The sequence below is a fragment of the Halomonas dongshanensis genome, from assembly GCF_024790395.1.
Lineage (GTDB): Bacteria > Pseudomonadota > Gammaproteobacteria > Pseudomonadales > Halomonadaceae > Vreelandella > Vreelandella dongshanensis.
In genome coordinates this window covers 226,280-251,457 of record NZ_JAJISC010000005.1, presented here as the reverse complement: position 1 = coordinate 251,457, position 25,178 = coordinate 226,280, and the positions used below count along the sequence as shown (strand labels likewise).

General features: G+C 61.1%; 23 protein-coding genes. 4 read left to right on the top strand and 19 right to left on the bottom strand.

Going from position 1 to position 25,178, the window contains the following annotated elements; all coding sequences use genetic code 11:
* Positions 1-88: 88 nt before the first annotated feature.
* From LLY24_RS12355 to rpoE, 4 genes are all read right to left on the bottom strand, one after another.
* The gene (locus tag LLY24_RS12355) at positions 89-1,495 is read right to left on the bottom strand and encodes a DegQ family serine endoprotease (protein WP_259036601.1); all 1,407 of its coding nucleotides are present in this window, start codon (positions 1,493-1,495) and stop codon (positions 89-91) included.
* A 296-nt stretch (positions 1,496-1,791) separates the two neighbouring features.
* Positions 1,792-2,829, bottom strand: coding sequence for a MucB/RseB C-terminal domain-containing protein (locus LLY24_RS12350; protein WP_259036600.1), 1,038 nt, complete (start codon positions 2,827-2,829; stop codon positions 1,792-1,794).
* A 158-nt stretch (positions 2,830-2,987) separates the two neighbouring features.
* On the bottom strand, positions 2,988-3,746 hold the full coding sequence (locus LLY24_RS12345; RefSeq protein WP_259036599.1) for a sigma-E factor negative regulatory protein: 759 nt from the start codon (positions 3,744-3,746) through the stop codon (positions 2,988-2,990).
* A 398-nt stretch (positions 3,747-4,144) separates the two neighbouring features.
* Entirely contained in the window at positions 4,145-4,744 is a 600-nt protein-coding gene (gene rpoE, locus LLY24_RS12340) for an RNA polymerase sigma factor RpoE (protein ID WP_259036598.1), read from the bottom strand.
* Between the two features lie 402 nt (positions 4,745-5,146).
* Here rpoE and LLY24_RS12335 point away from each other — a divergent pair, with 402 nt between their 5' ends.
* Positions 5,147-6,235 carry a 3-deoxy-7-phosphoheptulonate synthase gene (locus tag LLY24_RS12335; RefSeq protein WP_259036597.1) on the top strand — a complete coding sequence of 363 codons (1,089 nt, stop codon included), beginning with the start codon at positions 5,147-5,149 and terminating at the stop codon, positions 6,233-6,235.
* A gap of 21 nt (positions 6,236-6,256) precedes the next feature.
* Here the strand turns inward: LLY24_RS12335 and dinG are convergent, their stop codons facing one another.
* Positions 6,257-8,383, bottom strand: coding sequence for an ATP-dependent DNA helicase DinG (dinG, locus tag LLY24_RS12330; RefSeq protein ID WP_259036596.1), 2,127 nt, complete (start codon positions 8,381-8,383; stop codon positions 6,257-6,259).
* A 5-nt stretch (positions 8,384-8,388) separates the two neighbouring features.
* Positions 8,389-9,663, bottom strand: a complete 1,275-nt coding sequence (gene rhlB, locus LLY24_RS12325; RefSeq protein WP_259036595.1) for an ATP-dependent RNA helicase RhlB — start codon at positions 9,661-9,663, stop codon at positions 8,389-8,391.
* A gap of 215 nt (positions 9,664-9,878) precedes the next feature.
* Here rhlB and LLY24_RS12320 point away from each other — a divergent pair, with 215 nt between their 5' ends.
* Positions 9,879-10,118 (top strand): hypothetical protein, encoded by a 240-nt coding sequence (locus LLY24_RS12320; protein WP_259036594.1) that lies wholly within the window; start codon positions 9,879-9,881, stop codon positions 10,116-10,118.
* Positions 10,118-10,948 carry an exodeoxyribonuclease III gene (xthA, locus tag LLY24_RS12315; protein WP_259036593.1) on the top strand — a complete coding sequence of 277 codons (831 nt, stop codon included), beginning with the start codon at positions 10,118-10,120 and terminating at the stop codon, positions 10,946-10,948. The genes LLY24_RS12320 and xthA overlap by 1 nt, the downstream gene beginning before the upstream one ends.
* Positions 10,949-11,044: 96 nt before the next feature.
* On the opposite strand, the gene LLY24_RS12310 is transcribed toward xthA, so the two are convergent.
* From LLY24_RS12310 to LLY24_RS12250, 13 genes are all read right to left on the bottom strand, one after another.
* The gene (locus LLY24_RS12310) at positions 11,045-12,127 is read right to left on the bottom strand and encodes a tetratricopeptide repeat protein (protein ID WP_259036592.1); all 1,083 of its coding nucleotides are present in this window, start codon (positions 12,125-12,127) and stop codon (positions 11,045-11,047) included.
* A gap of 4 nt (positions 12,128-12,131) precedes the next feature.
* Complete coding sequence (locus LLY24_RS12305) at positions 12,132-12,896, bottom strand: energy transducer TonB (RefSeq protein ID WP_259036591.1); 765 nt, start codon at positions 12,894-12,896, stop codon at positions 12,132-12,134.
* A complete protein-coding gene (locus LLY24_RS12300) occupies positions 12,893-13,300 on the bottom strand; it encodes an ExbD/TolR family protein (RefSeq protein WP_259036590.1) in 408 nt (135 codons plus the stop codon). Before LLY24_RS12300 ends, LLY24_RS12305 begins: the two co-directional genes overlap by 4 nt.
* Positions 13,293-13,835 (bottom strand): MotA/TolQ/ExbB proton channel family protein, encoded by a 543-nt coding sequence (locus tag LLY24_RS12295; RefSeq protein ID WP_259036589.1) that lies wholly within the window; start codon positions 13,833-13,835, stop codon positions 13,293-13,295. Before LLY24_RS12295 ends, LLY24_RS12300 begins: the two co-directional genes overlap by 8 nt.
* 1 nt (position 13,836) lies before the next feature.
* Positions 13,837-15,159, bottom strand: coding sequence for a MotA/TolQ/ExbB proton channel family protein (locus LLY24_RS12290; protein ID WP_267135332.1), 1,323 nt, complete (start codon positions 15,157-15,159; stop codon positions 13,837-13,839).
* A 20-nt stretch (positions 15,160-15,179) separates the two neighbouring features.
* Entirely contained in the window at positions 15,180-15,959 is a 780-nt protein-coding gene (locus LLY24_RS12285) for a DUF3450 domain-containing protein (RefSeq protein WP_259036587.1), read from the bottom strand.
* 294 nt (positions 15,960-16,253) lie between these two features.
* A complete protein-coding gene (gene nrdF / locus LLY24_RS12280; RefSeq protein WP_259036586.1) occupies positions 16,254-17,225 on the bottom strand; it encodes a class 1b ribonucleoside-diphosphate reductase subunit beta in 972 nt (323 codons plus the stop codon).
* 97 nt (positions 17,226-17,322) lie between these two features.
* Positions 17,323-19,488, bottom strand: a complete 2,166-nt coding sequence (gene nrdE / locus LLY24_RS12275; protein WP_259036585.1) for a class 1b ribonucleoside-diphosphate reductase subunit alpha — start codon at positions 19,486-19,488, stop codon at positions 17,323-17,325.
* A complete protein-coding gene (gene nrdI / locus LLY24_RS12270) occupies positions 19,470-19,904 on the bottom strand; it encodes a class Ib ribonucleoside-diphosphate reductase assembly flavoprotein NrdI (RefSeq protein ID WP_259036584.1) in 435 nt (144 codons plus the stop codon). Before nrdI ends, nrdE begins: the two co-directional genes overlap by 19 nt.
* A gap of 5 nt (positions 19,905-19,909) precedes the next feature.
* Positions 19,910-20,131, bottom strand: coding sequence for a glutaredoxin-like protein NrdH (gene nrdH, locus LLY24_RS12265; protein WP_259036583.1), 222 nt, complete (start codon positions 20,129-20,131; stop codon positions 19,910-19,912).
* Between the two features lie 494 nt (positions 20,132-20,625).
* Positions 20,626-21,237, bottom strand: a complete 612-nt coding sequence (locus LLY24_RS12260) for a superoxide dismutase (protein ID WP_259036582.1) — start codon at positions 21,235-21,237, stop codon at positions 20,626-20,628.
* A 249-nt stretch (positions 21,238-21,486) separates the two neighbouring features.
* Positions 21,487-22,413, bottom strand: coding sequence for an electron transfer flavoprotein subunit alpha/FixB family protein (locus LLY24_RS12255; protein ID WP_259036581.1), 927 nt, complete (start codon positions 22,411-22,413; stop codon positions 21,487-21,489).
* A complete protein-coding gene (locus LLY24_RS12250) occupies positions 22,410-23,162 on the bottom strand; it encodes an electron transfer flavoprotein subunit beta/FixA family protein (RefSeq protein WP_259036580.1) in 753 nt (250 codons plus the stop codon). Before LLY24_RS12250 ends, LLY24_RS12255 begins: the two co-directional genes overlap by 4 nt.
* A 333-nt stretch (positions 23,163-23,495) precedes the next feature.
* Between LLY24_RS12250 and LLY24_RS12245 the strand changes: the two genes are divergently transcribed.
* The gene (locus LLY24_RS12245; protein ID WP_259036579.1) at positions 23,496-25,160 is read left to right on the top strand and encodes an electron transfer flavoprotein-ubiquinone oxidoreductase; all 1,665 of its coding nucleotides are present in this window, start codon (positions 23,496-23,498) and stop codon (positions 25,158-25,160) included.
* Positions 25,161-25,178: the final 18 nt, after the last annotated feature.

The following is a 25,178-nucleotide window of genomic DNA, read 5'->3' as shown; positions in this document are numbered from 1 at the left end:
CAGTCCGGCACCAACGCCCGGACTGCTGCCGCACCCTCTTCTCGTTACGGCCTTTATTGCCCTTCTATTGCCCCATCGCTTTGCGCCTTTACTCCAGGCGCAGCGCAACGAAAAGCGAACGGCCATCGCGATACAAACGCAGCGGAATAGCACGATCGGAAGGCAGGCTCTCGGCGATACTGACAAGCTCTTCGGCCGAAGAGACGCTGCGATGATCGACGCTGACCAGTACGTCACCGGCACGCAGACCAGCGGCGGCGGCAACGCTACCGGGCTCGACTTCATTGACCATCACGCCACCCTGAATATCGAGGCGCTCACGCATGGCGTCATCGAGCTCGGAGACCGCGATGCCTAAACGCACCTGGCTCTGCGCCCCTTTACCACCCTGCCCCGCATCCGGCCAGTTGCCAAGCTCGACGCGCTCGGTCACCTCTTCGCCGTCACGCATCAGCCTCAGCTCCACCTCGTCGCCCGGTGCAACGCGGCCGATGAGGCGCGGCAAGGCGTTGGACTGTTCGACGGCCTCGCCATCGACGGAAAGAATCACGTCGCCCGCGCGCAGGCCACCCTGAGCCGCCGGCCCTTCGGGGTCGAGATCGGCAATCAGCGCACCTACGGCATCATCCATGCCGAAAGATTCTGCTAGGTCACGCGATACCGGCTGGATCATCACCCCGAGCCAACCGCGACTGACCTGCCCATCGTCACGCAGCTGATCGGCGATGTTCATCGCCACGTTGATGGGAATGGCGAACGAAAGCCCCATGAAGCCACCGCTGCGGGTAAATATCTGCGAGTTGATACCCACGACTTCACCGTCGAGATTGAACAGGGGCCCGCCCGAGTTACCAGGGTTGATCGCCACGTCGGTCTGAATGAACGGCACATAGGTATCGCTCGGCAGTGTTCGATTGATGGCACTGACGATACCCGCCGTCACCGAGTGATCGAAGCCGAAGGGCGAGCCGATAGCCGCTACCCACTCACCCACTTTAAGGGCATCGGAGTCACCTAACTGCAGCACCGGCAGATCGGTGGCATCGACCTTGAGCAGCGCCACGTCGGTCTGGACATCGCTGCCGATTAGCTCGGCTTCGAGTTCACGGCGGTCGTTTAGCCGCACCAGGATCTCGTCGGCGTCTTCGACGACGTGGGCATTGGTCATCACGTAGCCGTCGGCGCTGATGATGAACCCGGAACCGAGCGATTGCCGCGCTTCGCTACGGCCGTGCCCGCCACGCCCGGGCGGCGAGGGGAAGGTGTCACCGAAGAAGTGACGGAAAATTTCGGGAATGTCCTGCCCACCGAAGCCTTGAATGGCGGGCGAGGAGCGGTGAACGGTACGGCTGGTCGAAATATTGACGACGCCTGGCGCGGCATCCTCTACCAACTGAGTAAAATCAGGCAGTGACTGCGCCTGAACGTTTTGACCTAACAACATGAAAACGAGCGCCATGAGCCACAGCGTCGAAGGGAGTATCAAGCGTTTCATGCAAGAGCTCCTAATCAGGATGACAGCGAAAAAAGTCGTGGCATGAGAGTGATAGCGACACGACGACAAGGCCTGGGCAGGCCGGATTGCATTCCATGCACCCACTGCGTCCTATACATCAGCGCATCGGCCAGAGAGGCGGATCACCCGCCACATCGAACCAAAGCGCCACACGAAGACGCCGACACCCGCTTGCAAAGCAAGCCAATAGCGTCGGCGTCAACTTCCTTTGATGCTCGCCCGCCTAGAACGGGTCAGGCGCGGCAAATATCGATAAATAGCTTTTTTACCTACCATCACAACTCCGCGTTGGCGACGGGATCATCACCATCGGTAGGCTGTACGGCATCAAGCACGCGCTCAAGCGTGGTCAGCGGTACTTCGCCAATGGCCAAGAGCTGCCAATGTTGATCCCCGGTGGTTACGCGCTTGACGGCCACCCCTGAAACGCCGAGCTGGCGTACACCGGGCGCCAGTCCCGAGCCCTCTTCGACAGGCTCGGCAAACACGCTAATAGTAGTCATGCCATCACTGTAGCTACGCTGCTGCGCCCGCTGCGAAGTGGCCGAGACGGCAGGCTGTTCGACGAAACCATCGGGGAGCCAATTGGCCTGCCAATCGTAGCTAGGAATGGCGTCCATGGCCTCGATGCGAATATCGCCGTCGTAACGTTGAGGCTCCTGTAGCTGAGTCACCTGGAAGGTCTCTAGTACTTCACCCGTGGCGCTCTTGAGCACATGCTTGAGCAAAAGCCCCGTGCTGCGATCGATCGACCACTCATGGGTATAGCGGTCATTATCTAAGGGGTAGAAATCGAGCTCGATCGTGTCGCGCCCGGCAACGCGGGACTCCGCTTCGGATTCGATACGGTAGTAGCGCGCCAGATGTTCGGCCCACACGGCGGTATAGGAGGAGTCGCCATCGACACCGACAGCATTGCTACTAATGTCATCGGTGTTAAGCCATGCCGGGCGTGCCGCCTGAGCATGGCGCTCGACGCTGACCGAAGGGCCGTCGAGGTTTTGTACCACCTGCTGGCGCACGCCGTCTTGAAGTCGATGGGAAAGCGCCAAGGTGCGCACTCCGATAGCATCGATAATGACAGCGCGAGCCTGGAAAGCATAACAGTGGCTCGCCCAGAGGTTACGTTCGAGCCACTCGTCAGGCGAGGACGGATCGGGCGCCACGACGCTACTACAGTCGACGCGATCCTGCTCGCTCGGCGCGGCTTGCGCTTGGTCTGAGCTTACTAGGGCCGGGCTTGCAAGATCTGAACTCGCCAACCCAACGCTGGAAAAACCGAGCAAACCGGTTGCAATCAACGCTCCCGTCATGATGAGCCTGGATGTCCAGGAACGTGCAGGCTCGCAATCGGTTGTCATCCCTCGATACGTCACTTACGTCTCGCTAGCATCAATCAAAGAAAGCGGTAGAGGCACTATGTGCTGCGATAGACACCTCTGTTAGCGCAACACCGTGAGCCCAGCGTCGATCAGCGTAGACCCAGCGGCTCACTCACAGCAGAGGAGCGCATCAGCGGCATCCAACTATCGCTACTGCCGTAGGCAGCGCCTTGAGCATGTTGCTCTAAATAGGACTGCAATTGACGAATCTGTTCGGGGTCCATGCCCACCGACTGCGCAGGTCCAGACTGAGCGGCCGCCATTGGGCCAGGAGCGAAACTCGCCATATCGCTGACATTCATCAGGCCGCTTTGCCCGCTCAACCGAAACGGCGTGGGCTCGAACATCGGCATCTCGGCAGCCGTTTGGGCACTGGCACCAGCGCTTGCCACGCCCTGTGATGCCGCAAGGCTTACGGGCTGAACGCCAGCGCCGCCACTGCTGGTGGGCGCCAAGGCAATGTCACTGCCGCTACCCACATTGGCGCCTTGGTCGTTACCCAAGAACTGGACGCCGGAGATCACCATAAGCGATACGGCAGCCGCCACACCTGCACCGCGCATGAACGACACGCCACCGGTCTTACCTCGACGTGCGGCTGATGCAGAGCCATCGGCCATAGTGGGCAACGGCTCGTCTTCGAGGCGCGCCATGATGTTTGCAGAAAGATCGATACCAGTATCGACGCTGCGCTCACGCTGCATCATGCTGCGAGCCAAATGATAGCGACGCCAAGATTGCGCTGCATCGTCATCGTCGGGAAGCGCCTTCAAAAGCCGACGCAACTCAAGCTCATCGCTTTCGCCGTCCATCAGGGCTGAAAGTGACTCCCGTGTGTTCTGACTCATACGTCACACCCTCACACTATTTGAGAAAGATCCATGACAGGGGCTTGCGCACTCGATCCGGAATCTTAGTGGCCGGGACAAACGCCAACAGCGTATCGCTAAGCGTTATATAAAACGGCATGCAGTAGTGGGCATGCTCTCCCTGACCGTTTTTAGCAAACTGCTATTTACAAACTGCTAATTTATAAACTGCTATCTGCCAACATCAAGCAGCTAAAAATTACCTGGAAACCGCTTTATCAGCAGACCGTTTACGACAAAATAGGCGCTTTCAGTGGCAGCCTATTCTATCCATTGAGCGGTCAGCTGCTATGACGCCCTTTTGCGCCGACAGTTCAAAAATAACGTCTTTGCGTAATTTTTTGTGTGTCAGGCGCAGCGCACTGGCGAATAGACCGTCAATCCTCCCGGCTGTTCCGCGCCGTGGCGATCAGCGGGCGAATATGTTCATCCACCGCCTCGCGGGCGCGGAAGATACGCGAGCGCACCGTACCCACCGGGCACTGCATCACCTGCGCGATGTCTTCGTAGGCCAAGCCATCTAGCTCGCGCAGGGTAATCGCGGTACGCAGATCGTCGGGTAAGCGATCGATGGCTTCGAACACCGCCGCCTCCAGCTGGTCGCGTGCAATCGCCGCTTCGGGCGATTCTGAATCGGCCAATCGACCGCTTTGGTCGACGATCTCGGCATCGACGATATCCAGATCGCTGCCCGGTGGACGCCGCCCGCGCGAGACCAAATGGTTCTTGGCCGTATTGATGGCGATGCGATACATCCAGGTGTAGAACGCACTTTCAGCGCGAAATTTGCCAAGCGCCCGGTAGGCCTTGATGAACGCCTCCTGAGCAACGTCTTGGACCTCGGCGTGATCGTGTACGTAACGGCTGATCAAGCCGATGATCTTGTGCTGATACTTCTTGACCAGAAGATCGAAGGCGCGGGTATCGCCTTTCTGGGCACGCTCCACCAACTGCTGATCCGTTTCACGAGTGCCCATCAATACGCTCCTTCCAACCGTTCGCACTTCGTCGAACGGCGTATCTATCAACCCCAACTGCATGGGCGGTTACAGCAAGCAGCATAGCGTCCCTTGGGCCTTGAATGGTCGTCTAGTGAAAAAGGCGCCTAACGTAGCGCCCGATATGGGTAATGAAAACGATGGGGTACGAAAACGTTGCTAATGCAATGATCCCCAATCCAATAAGCCTAAGTGTTACGCGTTACGCGCAACGCATCAAGCATTTACCCTGGCAATCGTGACCTAAGTCCGTCACCCACGTACAAACGCTCTGGCTGACCCCAGGCAACGCCGATGAGTTCCGCAATAATTGATTTTTACTGCGCTTGCAGGCGATAGTAGCGCCACGCCAATGACTAGCGCGCAAGCACAGGAAGCATCATGTCACAACAGCAGGTCAACAATCTCAACGTCCTCGCCGAGGACGTCCTGATCACGCCGGACGCCTTAAAAGAAGCGATCCCGCTGACGCCGAGCGCCGAGCGCACCGTCATCGAGGGCCGCCGCACCATTCAAAACATTCTCGACGGAAGCGATCCGCGCCTTTTGGTCGTGGTCGGGCCCTGCTCGATTCATGACGTCGACGCCGCTCTCGATTACGCCAAACGGCTACGCAAGCTCGCCGATGACGTCAGCGAAAGCCTCTACATCGTCATGCGCGTCTACTTCGAGAAGCCGCGTACCACGGTCGGCTGGAAAGGACTGATCAACGACCCCCACTTGAACGACTCCTTCGAGATCGAAGAGGGGCTACATATCGCGCGCAAGCTGCTGGTCGAACTGGCCGAGCTCGGCCTGCCGCTGGCGACCGAAGCGCTCGACCCGATTTCGCCGCAGTATCTGCAGGACTGCATCTCATGGTCGGCCATCGGCGCCCGCACCACCGAGTCGCAGACCCACCGCGAAATGGCGTCAGGACTTTCTGGCCCCGTCGGCTTCAAAAATGGCACCGACGGCAGCCTCGATGTCGCCATCAACGCGCTACAGTCGGTTGCTCACCCGCATAACTTCCTGGGCATCAACCAGGCAGGTCAAGTGGCGATCATCCGCACCCGTGGCAACGCTTATGGCCACGTGGTCCTGCGCGGCGGTAACGGCAAGCCCAACTACGATAGCGTCAGCGTCGCGCTGGCCGAGCAGGCACTGACCAAGGCCAAGCTTTCGGCCAACATCATGATCGACTGCTCTCATGCCAACTCCAATAAGGACCCGGCCCTGCAGCCGCTGGTGTTGGAGAACGTCACCAACCAGATTCTCGAGGGCAACACCTCGATCATCGGCCTCATGGTCGAGTCGCATCTGGGCTGGGGCAGTCAGAAAATTCCGGCCGATTTGAGCGAGCTGACCTACGGCGTTTCGATCACCGATGCCTGTATCGACTGGGATACCACGGCAGACGCCTTCACCCGGATGAACACCAAGCTTGCCAAGACGCTGACCGAACGTCGCCGTAACACTCAAAACACCTAGTAAGGCCTCCGCCCTGCCGCCTCAGGCAATCTCCCGCCGAAATGGCGGCAGGGCATCGAGCAGCGCCTGACCGTATCGCCGCGTCAGCACCCGACGGTCCAGCAGCGTGATCCGCCCACTGTCGCTCTCCTTACGGATCAGCCGCCCGCAAGCCTGAACCAGCTTGATCGAGGCGTCCGGCACGCTGATACGCATGAAGGCATTGCCGCCTTGGCTCTCGATCCACTCGGCAAGCGTCGCCCCTACCGGGTCGTCCGGCACCGCAAAGGGCAGTCGCGTGATTACCACGTGCGTCAGGTACTTGCCCGGCAGATCGATGCCTTCGGCAAAGCTTGCCAACCCAAAGATGATGCTCCCCCTGCCCTTGTCGACCGCTGCGCGATGACGCTCGATCAGCTCGCGCTTAGGCAGCGCCTCCTGGGCCAGCACCCGCGCCAAGACATTGGGCGGCAGCGCCTTGGTTACCGCTCGCAGCTGCGCGCGGGAGGAGAAGAGCACCAGCGCAGCCTCCTGCTCTCCCAAGCTCGCGGTAAAGGCAACGATGGCCTGCTCGTGAGCTTCGCGCTGACTCGGATCGGTGGCCTCGAAGGGCACGCTGAGTACGGCATTGGCGTAGTCGAAGGGGCTCGGCAAGCGCTGGTAGCGGTAGCGATTGGCCAGCCCCGCGCGCTCCTGAAGCCGCTCGAAGCGGCCAAGTGCCGTCAGCGTCGCCGACGTCACCACTGCCCCAAAGCAGCGTCCCCAGAGGTGCTTGGCAAGCGTGGCCGCTGCCGACACCGGACTTGCAGAGAACTCGATTTCTGCCTCGCCGCCAGGGCGGCTCAGCGTCAGCCAGCGTGCCGTAGGGGGAGCGTTGGCGGCGTCTTGCGCCCCCATGGCAAGCCACAGCCCATGCGCCTCGAGCGCTCGGCCGTGCAACAGCGCCACTAGCGGCAGCCAGGTCTCGGCCTGCTCGCGATCGAGCCCCGTCTGCTTATCCGGATCGAGGCTTTCGCGCAGGATATCGGCAATGCTCTCGAGCGCGCGCGAAAGCGTTGCAAACATCACCACGAGCTGTTGGGCCTGCTCACGCAGCGCTTCCCCCACCTGCCCCTTTTCGAAGCGGTGCACCCAGTGGGGCTCGTCGTCGCCCAGGCCATTGGCGCGTTCGGCCAACTGGTGGCCCAGGGTAAAGACATCGCCCAGCGCCGGTTCGAGCGCCTGGAGCGTCTCGGGCAGGCCCGCCAAGAGGCGCGCAACGGTCGGCTGCACCGCAAGCGCTTGATGTAGCTCGGTGAGATTGCTCTTGAGCGTCTTGAGCCAGCGCAGTGCCCCATGCACGGCAAAGCGCTCGGCAAAGTGCGAGATCGCCTTGTCGGGCAGGTGGTGCCCCTCGTCGAACACGAAGATGGTGTCTGCGGGGTCGGGCAGGATGGCACCGCCGCCCAGCGCTAGATCGGCGAGCACGAGGTCGTGGTTGGCGACGATGACGTCGGCATTTTCGAGTTCACGGCGCGAACGAAAGAAGGCGCAGGCGTTGAAGTGGCCGCAGCGTCGCCCGGTGCACTGGCGATGATCGACGGTGAGCCGCCGCCAGTGAGCATCGTCGATGGCCACCGGCCAGTTGTCGCGATCACCCTCCCAGTCGCCCTGCCCGTAGGCTTGGCCCATCTCGGTGGCAAGCGTTGCGAAATCCCCGCTCGTGGCGATCAGTTCCTGCTCGAACATCGACATGGTCGGGTTGGGCTCGACGCCTTCGAGCGCCTGGTCTAGCTTGGCAACGCAAACGTAGCGCCCGCGCCCCTTGGCCAGGCTGTAGCGAAAGGCCAAGCCGCTATGGCTGGCAAGCGTGGGCAGATCCTGATTGAGCACCTGCTCCTGCAGCGCTACCGTCGCGGTGGAGATCACCAGTCGCTTGCGCCGCGCCTGCGCCACCGGCAGCGCGGCGGTGAGATAGGCCAAGGTCTTGCCGGTGCCGGTGCCCGCTTCGAGCACGCAGACGTGGGTATCGCTGGTGCGCTTGCCGTCATCGTCTTGAGTAATATCGCCCAGGGTACGGGCGATTTCGGCGATCATCAGGCGCTGCCCGTAGCGTGGCGTGAGCGACAGCTCCTCCACCATGCGCCGGTAGGCGCCCTGAATCTCGCCCTTCAACGCAGCATCGAGCATGGGCGCTACAGCAGACCTTCGGGCGGATGCTCGCAGGGCAGCTTGGCGTTGATGTAACGCTCGATTTCAGGCAGCGAGAAGGCGTCTTCTTCGCCCACGAAGCTAATCGACACGCCCTTGGCGCCTGCACGACCGGTACGCCCGATACGATGAACGTAGTCTTCGGGGTCTTCGGGCAGGGTGTAGTTGATCACGTGGCTCACATCGTCGATATGGATGCCGCGCCCGGCAACGTCGGTGGCTACCAGCACGTTGAGCTCACCTTCGCGGAAGCGCTCCAGCGTCTTGATGCGCTGGCTCTGAGGCACGTCGCCCGAGAGCATGGCCGCGCTGATACCCGCCTTCTTCAATACGCCGTCCAGCTTGCGCACCAAATCGCGGCGATTACCGAACACCATCACCCGCTCGAAGCTCTCCTGCTCGAGCAGCTTGATCAACAGGCGCTGTTTGTCGTCATCGGCGACCAGATAGACACGCTGGTCGATATCGGCCTGATTGTCGACGGTGACTTCGATTTCGACGTGCGCCGCTGCATGGGTCCATTGGCTGGCGAGGTTGAGAATGTCGTCGGTGAAGGTCGCCGAGAACAGAAATGTCTGGCGCTCCTCTCGCTTCGGCGTATAGCGAATGATGCGCTTGACGTCGGGGATGAAGCCCATCGACAGCATGCGATCGGCCTCGTCGAGCACCAGCACCTCGACCTGAGAAAGGTCGATATCACGCTTTTGCTGGAAATCGAACAACCGCCCGGGCGTGGCAACGAGAATATCCAGGTTCTCAGCGAGGTTTTCGCGCTGGACCTGATAATCCATGCCCCCCACCACGCTTGCCACCTTGAGCGAGGTGAAGCGCGCCAGAGCCTTGGCATCTTTTTCGATCTGCAGTGCCAGCTCGCGGGTGGGCGCAACGATCAGCGCGCGCGGCGCACCGGGTTTCTGCCCATTGGGCGCAGGCTCTTCGAGGAAGTAGGCCAACATCGATATCAAGAAGGCCGCCGTCTTGCCGGTGCCGGTTTGCGCCTTGCCGACGATGTCGCCGCCGAGCAGGGTTTGGCGCAGGGCCTCGGCCTGAATCGGGGTGCAATACTCAAAGCCCAGCGCATGGATAGCCCGCATCAGCGGCAGCGGCAGATCGAAATCGTGAAAACGCCACTTGCCTGCAACGGCGGGCACCTGGAACTGACGGGGGTCCCAACTGGATTGGCGACGACGCGGTTTGCGGCGACGGCGCTTGGGCTTACGGTTTTCGGCCGCAGCCGTGGTCTGATCCGACTCGCTCATAGGCTGTGTAACTATCCGTTTCTGAAGAATCCGTTGCTGAAAAAATCCGTGACGAAAGCGTCGTACGGAACATCCATTATCGGGAAAAGTGGCCCTACTCAGGCAAGACCAAGGGCGCATTGTACCAGGGGTTGCAGCCAAGAGCGCGCCTTGCTGTCGAAGCCGGGCGCGAGCCTGCTACAATGCGCTCCATTCGATAGTGGAAGGAGCGCGACATGACGCGTAGAAAAAAGACCCGCTCGCTGGCCGACAAGGTGACCATTCGCACTGGCCGACGCAAGGATTACCGCAAATGGCGCCACGAGAACCCCGATGAGGTCGCTCCCTCACGCCGTTTCGTTGCCAAAAAACAGCAGCAGCGCAAGCTTCAGGCGGCGCGCAAACTCGAACGCCAACAGCAGAGTGCCGCCACCACCGAGCGCCACTTGACCCAAAGCGACGAGGAGCAACGCTGATGCGCCTGGTTTCGTTCAACATCAACGGCATTCGCGCGCGCCTGCATCAGCTCCAAGCGCTCATCGAGCGGCTCGATCCCGATGTCATCGGCCTGCAGGAGATCAAGGTCCAAGACAGCGAGTTTCCCTTGGCCGAGGTCGAGGCCCTAGGCTATCACGTCTACCACTTTGGCCAGAAGGGACACTACGGCGTGGCCCTACTCTGCCGCCAGCGCCCCGCCGAGGTCTTCTATGGCTACCCGGATGACGAAGCCGATGCCCAGCGGCGCATGATCGGCGCGCGGCTCGCCTGCGAAGACGGCAGCTTCGTCACCGTCTGGAACGGCTACTTCCCCCAGGGCGAAAACATCACCCACCCCACTAAGTTCCCACACAAGAAGCGCTTCTATGCCCAACTCATGGCGCTACTGGAGGGCCAGCACAAAAGCGACGAGCGCTTGGCGGTGATGGGTGATTTCAATATTTCTCCGGAAGATCGCGATATCGGCATCGGCGAGGCCAATCGCAAGCGCTGGCTGCGCGAGGGCAAAACCAGCTTCCAGCCCATCGAACGCGAGTGGCTGGGTAAGGTCATGGCGTGGGGATTGAGCGATAGCTACCGCCTCTGCCACCCGGAGCGCAGCGACCACTTCAGCTGGTTCGACTACCGCTCCAAGGCCTTCGAGCGCGAGCCCAAGCGCGGCCTGCGTATCGACTACATCCTGGTATCGAACGCATTGGGCGAACGGGTCACCGGCGCCGACATCGACTACGACCTGCGCGGCATGGAGCGCCCCTCCGACCACGCGCCGACCTGGAGTGACTTCGACGTCGTGCTGCGCGACGCCTGAACCTGGGGTTAAGCTCTAACATTCAGCGCGTCGCACTCAACCCTCTCGGCCGCTTGTCCAACGACGTTCTCAACGACGTTCTTAATGACCTTTCGGCTACTCTTCGCTCGTCAGGCCGGCCAGCCACTGGTCGGCCTGAACGTCGCCGAGCTCACTGGCTTTTTCCCAGGCACTTTCGGCCACGCTCTCACGTCCCCAGGCATAGGCCAGTTGGCCCAAAGCGCGCCAATCGTCAGCGGCCTGAGTGAGCATGGCCAGCGCCTCCCAGGCAGCCAGGGTGTGATCGATGTCCTTGGCCTGCTGCCACGCCTCGGCCAACTTGCGCAGCGTCATTGGCTCACGCACCAAACGGCCTTCGGCAAGGGCACGCTCGAGGTGTTCGGCGGCGCGGGCGGGCGTACCACCGGCTAGATGCAGCTGCACCAGTGTCCAGAAGTCATCCATGGCGTCGAAGATGCCCAGCTGCCAGGCGGTTTCCCAAAGCCCGGCGGCCACATCGGGGCGGCCAACCTGCTGGGCCAAGCCTGCAGCCTGGCGCCACATGTTGGCATCGCTATCGCTGCGCAGACCATCGAGCAGCCATGCCAGCGCCTCGTCGGTAAGATCGGCGTTGCGGTAAATCGCAAGCGCCAAACTGCGCTGGCGATCATCAAGCGAACTCGTTACGGCCGTGGCGCGCCCGAGCCACTCGGCGGCCTCTTCCCAGCGCTGCTCGTGGGCCAGCCAACCGGTCAAGCGCCACAAGTCGCGTTCGTTATCGCGCCCTTCGAGCCACTGGCTCAGAAGCTCAATGGCGGTATCCATCTCGCCACCGGCTCGCCGCAGCGATACCTCTTCGCGCAGCCAGCGCTGCGCAGTGGCACTGTCGACACCGCTGATCTGGCGTGCCTGACGTAGGCTCTCGGCGGCGGGAATGAAGGCCTCCTGCTGGGCCAGCGCATTGGCTTCGAGCTGGCGATAGAGAGCGCTTGCCCAGCGGTCGGCGGCATTGCCGCCTGCCAATCGGCTTGCCTGAGCACCAGCGCGGCTTGCCACGGCGTCGAGCTCACCGTCGCCGAGCTGCGCCTCGAGCGCATTGAGATCGCTGATGATCCCTCCCGGTAGCGGCTGATTGGCCGCGACACCTGCCGACCATAGCGCCACGCCAAGGGTCCAGGCGAGTTTATGCAGTGTGCGCATGGCGTTACCTCAACTGGAATTCGATACGCTGGGTGGCACGACGCAGATGATCGCTAGGTGGGAACTGCCAGCGTGCGATCGCCTCACGGGCGGCATCTTCGAAGACCCGGCTCGGCTGAGCGCGCGTCACCTGAATGGTGCTGCCATCCACGCTGCCGTCACGCCGAATCACGAACGCCACTTCGACATAGCCTTCGAGCCCGCGTCGCTGCGCCCGCGATGGATAGACCGGATCGGTGCGATTGGTCGGCGTTGCCTGCCCTACGTTCACCGGCTCGTTGGAAGGCGGCGCTGGCGGCGCGGCCGACTGCGCGGCGACCTGGCTCGATGGGGCCGTGGTTGGCCGCGTCGGCTCTGCCGTTGGCTGGGGCGTGGGCTCCGGCTGCGGCGTGGGGTCCGGGCGCGGCTCCGGCGGCGGCTCGGGCGGTGGCGTCGCCTCGGTCAACTCGGGCAGCGTGGTCTCCATCTCGACGGGGTCGAGTGGCACATCCGGCACCTCGACGTCGGGGATGGTGATTGCGCTGTCGGCGACCGGCGGCGGCTCGGGCATGACCATGGGAGGCGGCGGCGGTGGCGCTGCCTCCGTTGGCGCCGGGGCAGCCACTTCGGGCGTCTCGGCCACCTCGGGCGCTTCGACCATGGTCATCGTCATGGTCATGTCGATCTCTTCGACGTTGCGCTCGGGTGGCGTCACCAGCAAGGCGAGAAACAGAAATAGGCCAATGGCCAGCGCCAAGCCGCCCAGTAGGGAGACGAAATGGCGCATCACTGGGCGCCTCGACTCGCCGCCACTGCGACTTGGTCAACCCCCGCCTCGCGCAGCCGATCCATGACTTCGACCAGCAAACCCGTGGTGGAGGCGCGGTCAGCCTGGATCACGACCGAACCGTCGTCGCTAACCATGCTGGCCACTTCATCGCCTACGCGGTGAGCGTCGACCGGACGGCCATCGACCCACACGGCGCCTTCGGGCGTGATCGCCACCAGCACCTGGGCATCGGGGCGCGGCGAGGCGCCGCTCGATTCGGGCCGGTCGATCTCGACGCCGCTCTCCTTAATGAAGCTGGTCGTGACGATGAAGAAGATCAGCATGATGAAGACGACGTCGAGCATCGGCGTCAGGTTGACTTCATTGCTATCGGCAGCGCTGTCGCTCGAATGGCGTCTACGCATCGTTTTCCTCCAGCGCCCGAGCCAAGCGATCATGCAGCCGCTGATCTTCGCGGCGGATGACGTGCTCGAGGCGGCTAATGAATAGAAGTCCCACGACGGCGATGGCCATGCCGGCCAGGGTCGGCAAGGTGGCGCGGGCAACGCCATCGGCCATCGCGCGGGCTTGGTGCGTGTCGCTCATGGTCAGGCTATCGAAGACCGCGATCATGCCGGTCACCGTGCCCAAAAGCCCAAGCAAGGGGCAGAGTGCGACGAAGAATTTGAGCCAGGGCAAAGGACCACGCAGCCGTCCCACGAGCTCGTCGGTCCAAACCTGGCGCAGCGTTCGGGCGCTCCAGCTGCGGTGGTCGTCGCGCGCAGCCCAGCGCTGGATCAATTGGCGCCGTCCCCGCCGCCAGATAAGGCGGTAGTACCACCAGCGTTCGAAGGCCATGGCAAACACCACCACGGCAACGACCGCCAGCATCACCAGTACCGCCCCACCCGCTTCGATCAGGCGCTCTACCGGTTCGAGCCAGAGTGGATAGGTGAACATATCAACCTGCCGTGGGTGCCAGTTGCGCCGATTGTGATTCCAGGTGGTCGGCGAGCGTGGCGCTAGCCTGCCCTTCGATGACCTGAGTGAGATAGCGGCTGCGGCTGGCAAGCGCCGTTTGCGCAAACAGCAGCGGCACCGCCGTGATCAGACCGAGCACGGTGGTGACCAGCGCTTGACTGATACCGCCGGCCATCAGCTGCGGGTCGCCAGTACCGAAGACGGTGATCGCCTGGAAGGTCACGATCATCCCCGTCACGGTGCCCAAAAGACCCAGTAGTGGCGCAATGGCGGCGGTCAGCTTGACCAGCGGCTGGCCACGCTCGAGCTTGGGCAGTTCGGCAAGCACGGCTTCGTCCATGCGCGCCTCAAGCGCCTCGGGCGACTGGTGCTTGTCGAGACCCTCAAAGCGCAGCAGCACGCGGCCCAAGGGGTTGTTGTCACGCAGGGCGGCACCGCTGCGGCTTTGGCGTTTGACGCGACCGCTGACACCCACGAGGTAGAGATACTGTGCCAACGCCACGAGCAGCCCAATGACACCGAGGGCGACGATTACATAGCCGACATAGCCGCCTTGGTGGAAGCGCTCGATGAGACTGGGGCGTTGACCCAAGGCGGCAATAACGGTGCCCTGAGTGGGGTCGATGGCCATTACCCGGCTTTCACCGCTAACGAAATCACCCAGCAGGCGCTCGATTTCACGCGGCGTGCGCGGCAGCACGGCAAGTTCGCCGCCGTCACGCCGAGTCAGCAGCGCCGAGTCGGTAAAAGCAGCAAAGTCGCCCAGGCGCACCAGTGTCTCACGCTCGATTTCGCCATTGGCTTCGGCTACGTCACGCTCTAAGCGCAACGCTTCGCCGGTTTGGGCAGTTAGCCGCGCCAGGGTATCGACCACCGTTTCGAGCTGACCACGTTCGAGCACCTCGGCCTGCTCCAGGCGCGGAGGCAGCGCCTCCGGATCGAGGGTCAACCAGCTATCTTCACCCAGAGCGTTACGAATCTCGGCGCTGTGGCGCGACAAGTCGGCCAGCAGGTCGGCAAGAGAAGCATCTTGTTCGCTTTGACGCGACGAGAGCTCGCTCGCCACTTCCATTTGTTCGGCCTGCTGCTCCTGCAGCGCGGCGAACGTCTCTTCGGCGCGGGCGTGATCGGCCTCGGCCTCATCAAGCGCTGCCGTCAGCGCTTCCTGGTCGTTGACCAGCTCAAGCAAACGGGCCTGATCGCGCTGCTCGGCGGCTTCGCGCGCCTCGCGCAAACTCTCTTGGGCTAGCACCGTTTGGCTCAGCGCCCCCGACGTGATCAGCGCCAGCGCGCCCACCAGCATGTATTTCTTGGCTACCGGCTTCACGGAGACACCTCCTGCGCATCGCTTACCGTAATCGAGAGAGGAAGGGTCAAGAGGTCCGGCGCGCGTTGATCGTCGGCCATACGCAGACCATCGCGCACCTGGCGGCGAGCGGCTTCGTCGAGCGGCTGCCATTCGGCGCTGGCCTTGTCCCAGACACCGCCTTCGCGACCGTCGGGGGTGAGATAGTAGAAACCGATCCGGCCCAGGCGCAGGTAGCTCACTTCACGCGCTTCACCGTCGCTCGGGAACAGGCGTCCACGCCAGGTATCGACCTTGCGGCCGTAATCGAGCTCCAGGCGCCACGCATCCAGCAGCTGGGCGATGCGCTCGGCGCTGCTGGCCGTCTCGTTGGTTGTGAGTACGCGTCCCAGCCGCTCGCCTTGTAAGAACGGCAGGTCGCTCTCGATCCAGGCACGTAGCTGGGTCTGCATATCCTCTTCGATGCGCGGCAGGTCGGCGCGGGTCTCTTCCAGCGTATCCAGCGCCGTGGCCAGCCGCTGTTGGCGCTCGGCTTCTTCGGCAAGCTGCCCGGTGAGCGCAGCGCTCGCTGCGTCCAGCCGCCGCGTTTCACGCTCCAACCGGCGCAGCTCTTCCAGCGCTTCGCGCGTCTGCTCATCGGCCGCATCGATTTGCGTCTGTAGCGCTGCCTGGGCCTGCTGCGCATCGACGCCCTGGGTGGCCTGCTCGGTCGTCTCTTCGCTGGCCATGAGCGAACCACTCACCAGCACGCCGGCCAAGCACCAGCGCCGCGTGGCTAAAAGTGACCTGTTCAACACATCGAGTCTCCGTCACTGCGGGAGGCCATCGTTTTCGCCTCGCCTGGGGGCTTATCAGCCATAGGAAATCGCCGCGCCACCAGCGCTTGTTTTTCTAGCGCCAGCCGCCACGACTTTAGTCGGCCAATAGCCTACCACTTACACAAGAAATGACAATATTTATCATTAGCATTACTCGATTTTATCGCTCTATTCTTAGCCCATTCCTGACGTGGCCATTTGTTGACGGCAATAAAAAAAGCGAGGCCCGTAGGCACTCGCTTTGATCTTGAGAGTCGAGGTGTTAGCGACGACTTAGAACGCCCAGTCGTCGTCTTCCGTGGCTACCGCCTTGCCGATGACGTAGGAGGAGCCGGAGCCGGAGAAGAAGTCGTGGTTCTCGTCGGCGCTTGGCGACAGAGCCGCCATGATGGTCGGGTCGACGTCGGTGACGCTGCTCGGGAACAGTGGTTCGAAGCCAAGGTTCATCAGCGCCTTGTTGGCGTTGTAGTGCAGGAATTTCTTGACGTCTTCGGTAAGCCCCACCTCGTCGTAGAGCGACTCGGTGTACTTGACTTCGTTGTCGTAGAGTTCGAGCAGCAGCTCGTAGGCGTAATCCTTGACCGCTTGGCGGCGCTCGGGCGTGGCTTCGTTGAGCGCCAGCTGGAACTTGTAGCCGATGTAGTAGCCGTGAACCGCTTCGTCGCGAATGATCAAGCGGATCAAATCGGCCGTATTGGTCAGCTTAGCGTGGCTCGACCAGTGCATCGGCAGGTAGAAGCCCGAGTAGAACAGAAACGACTCCAGAAAGACGCTGGCGACTTGGCGCATCAGAGGGTCATCGGAGCGGTAACGCTCGAGTACGAGTTCGGCCTTTTTCTGCAGCGTCGGGTTCTCTTCGCTCCAGCGGAAGGCATCGTCGACGTCGCGCGTGGTGCACAGCGTCGAGAAGATCGAGCTATAGGAGCGCGCGTGGACCGACTCCATGAAGGCGATATTGGTATAGACCGCCTCTTCGTGGGGCGTACGCGCGTTCTCCATGAGTACTGGTGCGCCGACGCTGCTCTGAATCGTGTCGAGCAGGGTAAGCCCGGTGAAGACACGAATGGTCAGGGTCTTCTCCTGCTGGGTCAGCGTATTCCAGGAGGGAATGTCGTTGGAGAGCGGCACCTTTTCCGGCAACCAAAAGTTGCTGGTCAGGCGGTTCCACACTTCGAGGTCTTTGTCGTCCTGAATGCGGTTCCAGTTGATCGCGTCGATGCGCGACAGGCGTTTGATCGGGGTCATGGGTTTCTTCCTGCGCTATCCATCCACACCCACCCCGGCAAGGTGCCGGGGTGGGTGGTCGTAAGTATTGTCTCAGGGGTATCGTGTCAAGCCGGGCTTACAGCGTACAGGAGACGCAGCCCTGCACTTCGGTGCCTTCCAACGCGCTCTGACGCAGGCGAATGTAGTAAAGGGTCTTGATGCCCTTACGCCAGGCGTAGATCTGCGCTTTGTTGATATCGCGCGTGGTCGCGGTATCGGGGAAGAACAGCGTCAGCGACAGCCCCTGATCGACGTGCTGGGTGGCCGCAGCGTAGGTATCGATGATCTTCTCGGGGCCGATTTCGTAGGCGTCCTGGAAGTACTCGAAGTTCTCGTCGCAGAGAAACGGCGCGGGGTAATAGACGCGCCCCAGCTTGCCTTCCTTACGAATCTCGATCTTGGCCGCCACCGGGTGGATGCTCGAGGTCGAGTGGTTGATATAGGAGATCGAACCGGTCGGCGGTACGGCCTGCAGGTTACGGTTATACAGGCCGTGCGCCATCACCTCAGCCTTCAAGTCGCGCCAGTCATCCTGGGTCGGCACGGCAATCGCCGAACGCTCGAAGATCTCGCGCACTTTGTCGGTCGCTGGCTGCCACGCCTGCTCGGTGTACTTGTCGAAGAACTCACCGCTGGCGTACTGCGACGTCGCAAAGCCGTCGAAGGTAGCGCCCTTCTCTTTCGCCAACCGGTTGGAGGCGCGCAGCGCATGGTAGGCGATGCAGTAGAAGTAGATATTGGTGAAGTCCACGCCCTCTTCGGAGCCGTAGAAAATCCGCTCGCGTGCGAGGTAACCATGCAGGTTCATCTGACCAAGGCCGATGGCGCGCGACTTGGCGTTACCTTCGGCGATCGAGGGCACGCTTTCAAGATTGCTCATCTCGGAGACGGCGGTGAGACCGCGAATGGCGATATCCACGCTGGTACCGAGATCGGCGGCGTCCATTACCTTGGCGATGTTCATCGAACCGAGGTTGCAGGAGATATCCTGACCGATATGGCGATAGCCCAGATCGGCATCGTACTCGGTAGGCGTGTTGACCTGCAGGATCTCCGAGCAGAGGTTGGACATATTGATACGACCGTCGATCGGGTTGGCACGGTTGACGGTGTCTTCGAACATCACGTAAGGATAGCCAGACTCGAACTGCAGCTCGGCTAAGGTCTGGAAGAAGGCCCGAGCGTTGATCTTCGACTTGCGGATACGCGCATCGGCGACCATCTCGTGGTACTTCTCGGTGACGCTAATGTCGCCGAAGGGCACCCCATAGACGCGCTCGACGTCGTAAGGTGAGAACAGGTACATGTCCTCGTTGCGCTTGGCGAGATCGAAGGTAATGTCGGGGATCGTGACGCCCAGCGACAGCGTCTTGATGCGGATCTTCTCGTCGGCGTTCTCGCGCTTGGTATCGAGAAAACGCAGGATGTCCGGGTGGTGAGCGTTGAGGTAGACCGCACCGGCACCCTGACGCGCGCCCAACTGGTTGGCGTAGGAGAAGGCGTCTTCGAGCAGCTTCATTATCGGGATAATGCCCGATGACTGGTTCTCGATGCGCTTGATCGGTGCCCCAGACTCACGCACGTTACTAAGCAGGAAGGCCACACCACCGCCACGCTTGGAGAGCTGCAGCGCCGAGTTGATCGCCCGCCCGATGGACTCCATGTTGTCCTCGATGCGCAGCAAGAAGCACGAGACCAACTCGCCGCGCTGCTGCTTGCCGCAGTTGAGGAAGGTGGGCGTGGCGGGCTGGAAACGGCCGCTAATGATCTCGTCGACGAGCGCCTTGGCAAGCTGCTCGTCACCGCGCGCGAGGGTCAGGGCCACCATGCAAACGCGATCTTCGTAGCGTTCGAGGTAGCGCTTGCCGTCGAAGGTCTTCAGCGTATAGCTGGTGTAGTACTTGAAGGCACCCAAGAAGCTCGGGAAGCGGAATTTGTAAGCGTACGCCTGTTCGAACAGCGACTTGACGAAGGCGAAGCTGTACTGATCCAGCACGTCGCTCTCGTAGTAGCCCTCTTCCACCAGATAGTCGAGCTTCTCTTCCAGCGAGTGGAAAAAGACGGTGTTCTGGTTCACGTGCTGCAGGAAATATTGGCGTGCCGCCTCACGGTCCTTGCCGAGCTGGAGCTCGCCATTGGGACCATAGAGGTTCAGCATCGCATTCAGCGCATGGTAATCCAGCGTCCGAGTCTCTTTGGCCCCGCCAGCGGGCCGCTTTTCAGCTAGTTTTGTCGTTTCCAAAACGCTTCTACTCCCTTACGAACCTTGGCCACGTCGTCGTCGGTGCCAAACAGTTCAAAACGATACAGCAGCGGAACGTCGCATTTCGTTGCGATGATGCGCCCGGCCAGGCCGTAAGCTTCCCCGAAATTGGTATTGCCCGCTGCAATGACTCCCCGCAAGTGGCGCCGATTGGCCTCGACATTCAAAAATCGAATGACCTGCGAAGGCACCGCACCTTTGGCACTACCGCCGCCATAGGTGGGTGTGATCAGGATAAATGGTTGCTCGATATAGAGCGTGGGCGCGTCTCGATGCAGCGGGATCCGCTGAGCTGGGAGACCCAGCCTTTCAACGAAGCGGTGCGTATTGCCAGACTTGGTGGAGAAGTAGACTAGTCCTCCTACCGCCGACGTCTGCGCCTGTCGTGCCCACATGGTGATTACGCCAGCGCCTGAATGCGATCAGGACGGAACCCAGACCAGTGATCTTCGCCGACGACCACGACAGGCAGTTGGCGATAGCCCAATGCTTCTACCTCCTCCTGGGCACCGCTTTTCTCGGTAATATCGATGACGGTGTAAGAGAGACCCTGCTTATCCAGCGCCCGGTAGGTGGCGGTGCACTGCACGCAGGCAGGCTTGCTGTAGATCTGGATATCCATGGCTATTTTTTCCTTCTCATAGCGGCATTTTTAGGCTAGAGCACATCTAGTGCTCACCCCCTTCGAAAGACCCCACGAATACTATATATAGGTCATCGCAAAATCAATTCAAGCATATGTAGTAATTTTTTCATCCACAGCTTATTGACAAACCATACCCAGCCTAGCCTTGGGGCCGAGCTTTCCAAAGGCATCAAAAAAGCGAATCTAAGCCGCCGAATCGAACGAATAAAACCCTTTTTTAAAGCACGAATGGGGAGGCCCAAAAACTTATCCACCCCACTGCCGAGGGTAAGAAATATTTCGCCCATGCTAGAACGTAATCCTCGAGGAAAGGCAGCCAGGACGACACGATGGGATCGAGCGCAGGGGGACGCATAAAAGGAGAAAAGCGAGAAAGGGAAAAAGAAAGAGAAAGGAGAAAAAATAAAAGAACCCGGCACTGGGCCGGGTTCCTGATCACGTCATACAGGCGCTAAAGCGCCATGGGGGCCTTAGGCGATGGCCGCCTGATAGCGACGCTCGACGTCTTCCCAATTGATCACGTTGAAGAAGGCTTCGATGTAGTCGGGACGCTTATTCTGATACTTCAGGTAGTAAGCGTGCTCCCATACGTCGAGACCCAGCAGCGGCGTGTTGCCGTGCATCAGGGGGCTGTCCTGGTTAAGAGTGTTCTCAACCACGAGCTTCTTCTCGGGCGTGAGGGAGAGCCATGCCCAGCCGCTACCGAAACGGCCAACGGCGGCTTTCTTGAACTCTTCTTTGAAGGTATCGAAACCGCCAAGCTCGGCGTCAATGGCCTTGGCAACGTCACCCTGAGGCTTACCACCGCCGTTGGGCGCAAGCATCTGCCAGAACATGGAGTGGTTGGCATGACCGCCGCCGTTGTTGATCACGGCCTGACGTTTGGCTTCGGGTACGCGATCAAGATTGGCCACCAGCTCTTCGACCGGGAGGTCTTCCAGACCGGTACCTTCCAGCGCGCCGTTGAGGTTGGTGACGTAGGTGTTGTGGTGACGCGAGTGGTGGATCTCCATGGTCATGGCATCGACATGGGGTTCCAGGGCGTCATAAGCGTACGGCAGTTCGGGAAGCGTATGTGCCATTTCATCATCTCCTTGAGTGGCTCTCATTGCGTGTACCTCTCTAGGTGGGGACAGCAAAGCGCGACTTCAACCCACCCAGTAGAGGGCTTGCTCACTAACGGTGCGCGCTCCCTCGACCGGGAAGGCCCACCTCATTCACCCAGTACTTTAGTCAAGTAATGGAAGTTTACCTAATCCCAGGCCGACAAAAAAGCCGACTTACGGCGAAGTCGGCTTGAGGATCAAGCATTTAAGACAGGAAAACCCGGCTCAAAGCTTGCTTTCGAGCTCGGGCAGAACCTCGAACAGATCGCCCACCAGACCGAAATCCGCGACCTGGAAGATCGGCGCCTCTTCGTCCTTGTTGATCGCCACGATCACCTTGGAGTCCTTCATCCCCGCCAAGTGCTGGATCGCACCAGAGATACCCACGGCGATGTAGAGATCAGGCGCGACGATCTTACCGGTCTGACCGACCTGCATGTCGTTGGGTACGAAGCCTGCATCCACCGCCGCGCGCGAGGCGCCAATGGCGGCGTTGAGCTTGTCGGCGATGCCATCGAGCAGCTTGAAGTTGTCGCCGTTGCCCATGCCCCGACCGCCGGAGATGATCACCCGGGCGCCGCCGAGTTCGGGGCGGTCAGAGGTCGCAAGCACTTCATCAACGAAGCGCGACTGAGCGTTATCGACCACCACATCGATCGCCTCGATGGGCGCGCTGCCGCTTTCGACCACGGCATCGAAGGCGCTGGGGCGCACAGTGATCACCTTGAGCGCATCTTCGCTTTGCACCGTTGCGATGGCGTTACCCGCATAGATCGGCCGCTTGAAGGTATCGGCACTCTCGACGCTGATGATGTCGGAGAGCTGATTGACGTCCTTGAGCGCCGCCAACCGCGGCAGTACGTTCTTACCGGTAGTGGAGGCCGCTGCCAGCACGTGGCTGTACTCACCGGCAAGTTCGGCCAGAAGCGCGCCCAGCGGCTCGGCGAGCTGATGCGCGTAGACGCCGTTATCGGCAACGCGCACGCGCTTGACGCCATCCAGGCGCGCGGCCGCTTCGGCAGCGGCCTGTACGCCTTCACCAACGACCAGCACATCGACATCGCCACCGATCTGCTGAGCAGCCGCCACGACATGGGCGGTAGTGCCCGCCAGTTGATTCTCCACGAGGTCAGCGAGTACCAGTATGCTCATGCGATCACCTTGGCTTCGTTCTTGAGTTTATCGATCAGCTCGTCCACCGAGGCGACCTTGACGCCGCCCTGGCGCTCGGCCGGTGGCTCGACCTTGAGCAGGCGCACCTTGGAGGCGAGGCTTACGCCGAGCTCATCGGGCGTCTTGACCTCCAGTGGCTTCTTCTTCGCCTTCATGATATCGGGAAGCTTGGCATAGCGTGGCTCGTTCAAGCGCAGGTCGCTGGTGATCACCGCCGGAAGACTCAGTGATACGGTCTGCAGGCCGCCGTCGATCTCACGGGTGACCTTGACCTGACCGCCCTCGACCACCACTTCGGAGGCGAAAGTGCCCTGAGGAAGGTTGGCCAGCGCGGCAAGCATCTGGCCGGTCTGGTTGTTGTCGGAGTCGATCGCTTGCTTACCCAGAATCACCAGTCCCGGCGCTTCGCTCTCGACGAGCTTGGCCAGCGCCTTGGCAGCGCCCAGGGAGTCCACGCGCTCGTCGGTTTCGACGTGGATGGCACGGTCGGCCCCAAGGGCCAGTGCCGTGCGCAACTGCTCTTGCGCAGCTTTGGGACCCACGGTGACAGCGACGACCTCGCTTGCCACGCCCTTCTCTTTTAGGCGTACGGCCTCTTCCACGGCAATCTCGCAGAAGGGGTTCATCGCCATCTTGACGTTGGTGAGGTCGACATCGGAGTGATCCGGCTTGACCCGAATCTTGACGTTATAGTCGATGACGCGTTTGACCGCGACGAGTACTTTCATAACTTCCTCGCTAGACTCTTGACTGGACTCTTGAAAAGGCGCTAACCGCTAGGGTAGCCCGCAGATGGGCCCCTCACGTTACGGCGTCGATACCCGCGCCGCCTCACACCTCGTATGCCGCCTCTAGGGGCGTTCACTCCTATTCACTGACGCTAACTCGGCAACCTCATGGGGGCAAGCCTAGGCGCACCATCACGGCCCAGGGCCATCGTAGTGATGACCTAAGGCAGGTATTATGCCTATCATGGAAGCCAACCAGAAGCAAACGACCGTTTTAAATCAAGGCCGTGTACTTATAAGAAACGCAATGAGAGAGAATAAGGAGATCACCAGGTGGAACCTATCGAACGCGATGTGATGGAGGTCGATGTCGTCATCGTCGGCGCGGGGCCATCGGGCCTATCTGCCGCCTGCCGACTGATGCAGCAAGCCAACGAGGCCGGTCAGGAGCTGACGGTGTGCGTGGTGGAAAAAGGCTCCGAGGTCGGGGCGCACATCCTCTCGGGCGCCGTTTTCGAGCCGCGCGCCTTGAACGAGCTGTTTCCCGACTGGCAGGAGCGTGGCGCGCCGCTGACCACGCCCGCCACCCGTGACGACGTCTACCTGCTCAAAGACGCTGAAAAGGCCCAGAAGCTACCCAATGCCCTGGTGCCCAAGAGCATGCACAATACCGGCGGCGAGCTAACCCGCTACGTCATCAGCGCTGGCAATTTGTGCCGTTGGCTCGCCGAGCAGGCCGAAGGGCTGGGCGTGGAGGTCTTCCCGGGCTTTGCAGCCCAAGACGTGATCATCGAGGACGGCGTCGTTCGCGGCATTCTCATCGGTGACATGGGAGTGGCCGCCGACGGCACGCCCAAAGATGGCTTCATGCCCGGCATGGAGCTTCGCGCCAAGTACACCCTGTTCGCCGAAGGGTCGCGCGGCCATCTGGGCAAGCGGTTGATTCGCCGCTTCGACCTCGATGCCGAAAGCGATCCCCAGCACTACGGTATCGGCTTGAAAGAGCTGTGGGACGTTCCCGCCGAACAGCATCAACCGGGGCTGATCCTGCACGGCTCGGGCTGGCCGCTCACCGGTGATGCCCACGGCGGCTGGTTTCTCTATCACGCCGAGAATCAGCAGGTCGTGGTCGGGCTGATTCTGGATCTTGGGTATAAGAACCCCTGGCTCTCCCCTTTCGACGAATTCCAGCGCATGAAGCACCATCCGGTACTGCGCCAGTACCTCGAAGGCGGCTCCCGTGTGGCCTACGGCGCCCGGGCAATCACCAAGGGCGGCCTCAATAGCCTGCCCAAGATGACCTTTGCCGGTGGACTCTTGATCGGCTGTGACGCGGGCACGCTCAACTTCGCCAAGATCAAGGGCATTCACACCGCCATGAAATCGGGGTTGGTCGCGGCTGAAAGCGTTTTCGCCGCGCTCAAGGAAGGTAGCGAAGGCGGCACCGAGCTCAACGACTTCACCACCCGCTGGCAAGCGAGCTGGGCCTATCAGGAGCTCAAGGAGAGTGCGAGCTTCGGCCCTGCTATACACAAGTACGGCACGGTGGGCGGCGGTGCCTACAACTTCGTCGATCAACTTTTGGGCGGCAAGCTACCCAAGGTACACGACACCACGCCCGACTACGCGGCGCTGAAACCGGCTGCCAATTTCACCAAGATCGACTACCCCAAACCCGACGGCAAACTCTCCTTCGACAAGCTCTCGTCGGTGTTTCTCTCCAACACCAACCACGAAGAGGATCAGCCCTGTCATTTGAAGCTCGACGACCCGGCGGTGCCGATTCGCGACAACCTACCCACCTACGCCGAACCCGCCCAGCGCTACTGCCCGGCCGGGGTCTATGAAGTCGTCGAAGAGAGCAACGGCGAACCACGCTTTCAAATCAATTTCCAGAACTGCGTGCACTGCAAGACCTGTGACATCAAGGACCCGGCCCAAAATATCACCTGGGTGGCTCCAGAAGGCGGCGGCGGGCCCAACTATCCCAATATGTAGTACCTGTATTGGGCTCGC

Coding starts and splice junctions, on each gene's coding strand:
- LLY24_RS12355 (WP_259036601.1), bottom strand. CDS start 1,495: ATGAAACGCTTGATACTCCCTTCGACGCTGTGGCTCATGGCGCTCGTT.
- LLY24_RS12350 (WP_259036600.1), bottom strand. CDS start 2,829: ATGACGGGAGCGTTGATTGCAACCGGTTTGCTCGGTTTTTCCAGCGTT.
- LLY24_RS12345 (WP_259036599.1), bottom strand. CDS start 3,746: ATGAGTCAGAACACACGGGAGTCACTTTCAGCCCTGATGGACGGCGAA.
- rpoE (WP_259036598.1), bottom strand. CDS start 4,744: ATGGGCACTCGTGAAACGGATCAGCAGTTGGTGGAGCGTGCCCAGAAA.
- LLY24_RS12335 (WP_259036597.1), top strand. CDS start 5,147: ATGTCACAACAGCAGGTCAACAATCTCAACGTCCTCGCCGAGGACGTC.
- dinG (WP_259036596.1), bottom strand. CDS start 8,383: ATGCTCGATGCTGCGTTGAAGGGCGAGATTCAGGGCGCCTACCGGCGC.
- rhlB (WP_259036595.1), bottom strand. CDS start 9,663: ATGAGCGAGTCGGATCAGACCACGGCTGCGGCCGAAAACCGTAAGCCC.
- LLY24_RS12320 (WP_259036594.1), top strand. CDS start 9,879: ATGACGCGTAGAAAAAAGACCCGCTCGCTGGCCGACAAGGTGACCATT.
- xthA (WP_259036593.1), top strand. CDS start 10,118: ATGCGCCTGGTTTCGTTCAACATCAACGGCATTCGCGCGCGCCTGCAT.
- LLY24_RS12310 (WP_259036592.1), bottom strand. CDS start 12,127: ATGCGCACACTGCATAAACTCGCCTGGACCCTTGGCGTGGCGCTATGG.
- LLY24_RS12300 (WP_259036590.1), bottom strand. CDS start 13,300: ATGCGTAGACGCCATTCGAGCGACAGCGCTGCCGATAGCAATGAAGTC.
- LLY24_RS12295 (WP_259036589.1), bottom strand. CDS start 13,835: ATGTTCACCTATCCACTCTGGCTCGAACCGGTAGAGCGCCTGATCGAA.
- LLY24_RS12290 (WP_267135332.1), bottom strand. CDS start 15,159: ATGCTGGTGGGCGCGCTGGCGCTGATCACGTCGGGGGCGCTGAGCCAA.
- nrdF (WP_259036586.1), bottom strand. CDS start 17,225: ATGACCCCGATCAAACGCCTGTCGCGCATCGACGCGATCAACTGGAAC.
- nrdI (WP_259036584.1), bottom strand. CDS start 19,904: ATGTGGGCACGACAGGCGCAGACGTCGGCGGTAGGAGGACTAGTCTAC.
- nrdH (WP_259036583.1), bottom strand. CDS start 20,131: ATGGATATCCAGATCTACAGCAAGCCTGCCTGCGTGCAGTGCACCGCC.
- LLY24_RS12260 (WP_259036582.1), bottom strand. CDS start 21,237: ATGGCACATACGCTTCCCGAACTGCCGTACGCTTATGACGCCCTGGAA.
- LLY24_RS12255 (WP_259036581.1), bottom strand. CDS start 22,413: ATGAGCATACTGGTACTCGCTGACCTCGTGGAGAATCAACTGGCGGGC.
- LLY24_RS12250 (WP_259036580.1), bottom strand. CDS start 23,162: ATGAAAGTACTCGTCGCGGTCAAACGCGTCATCGACTATAACGTCAAG.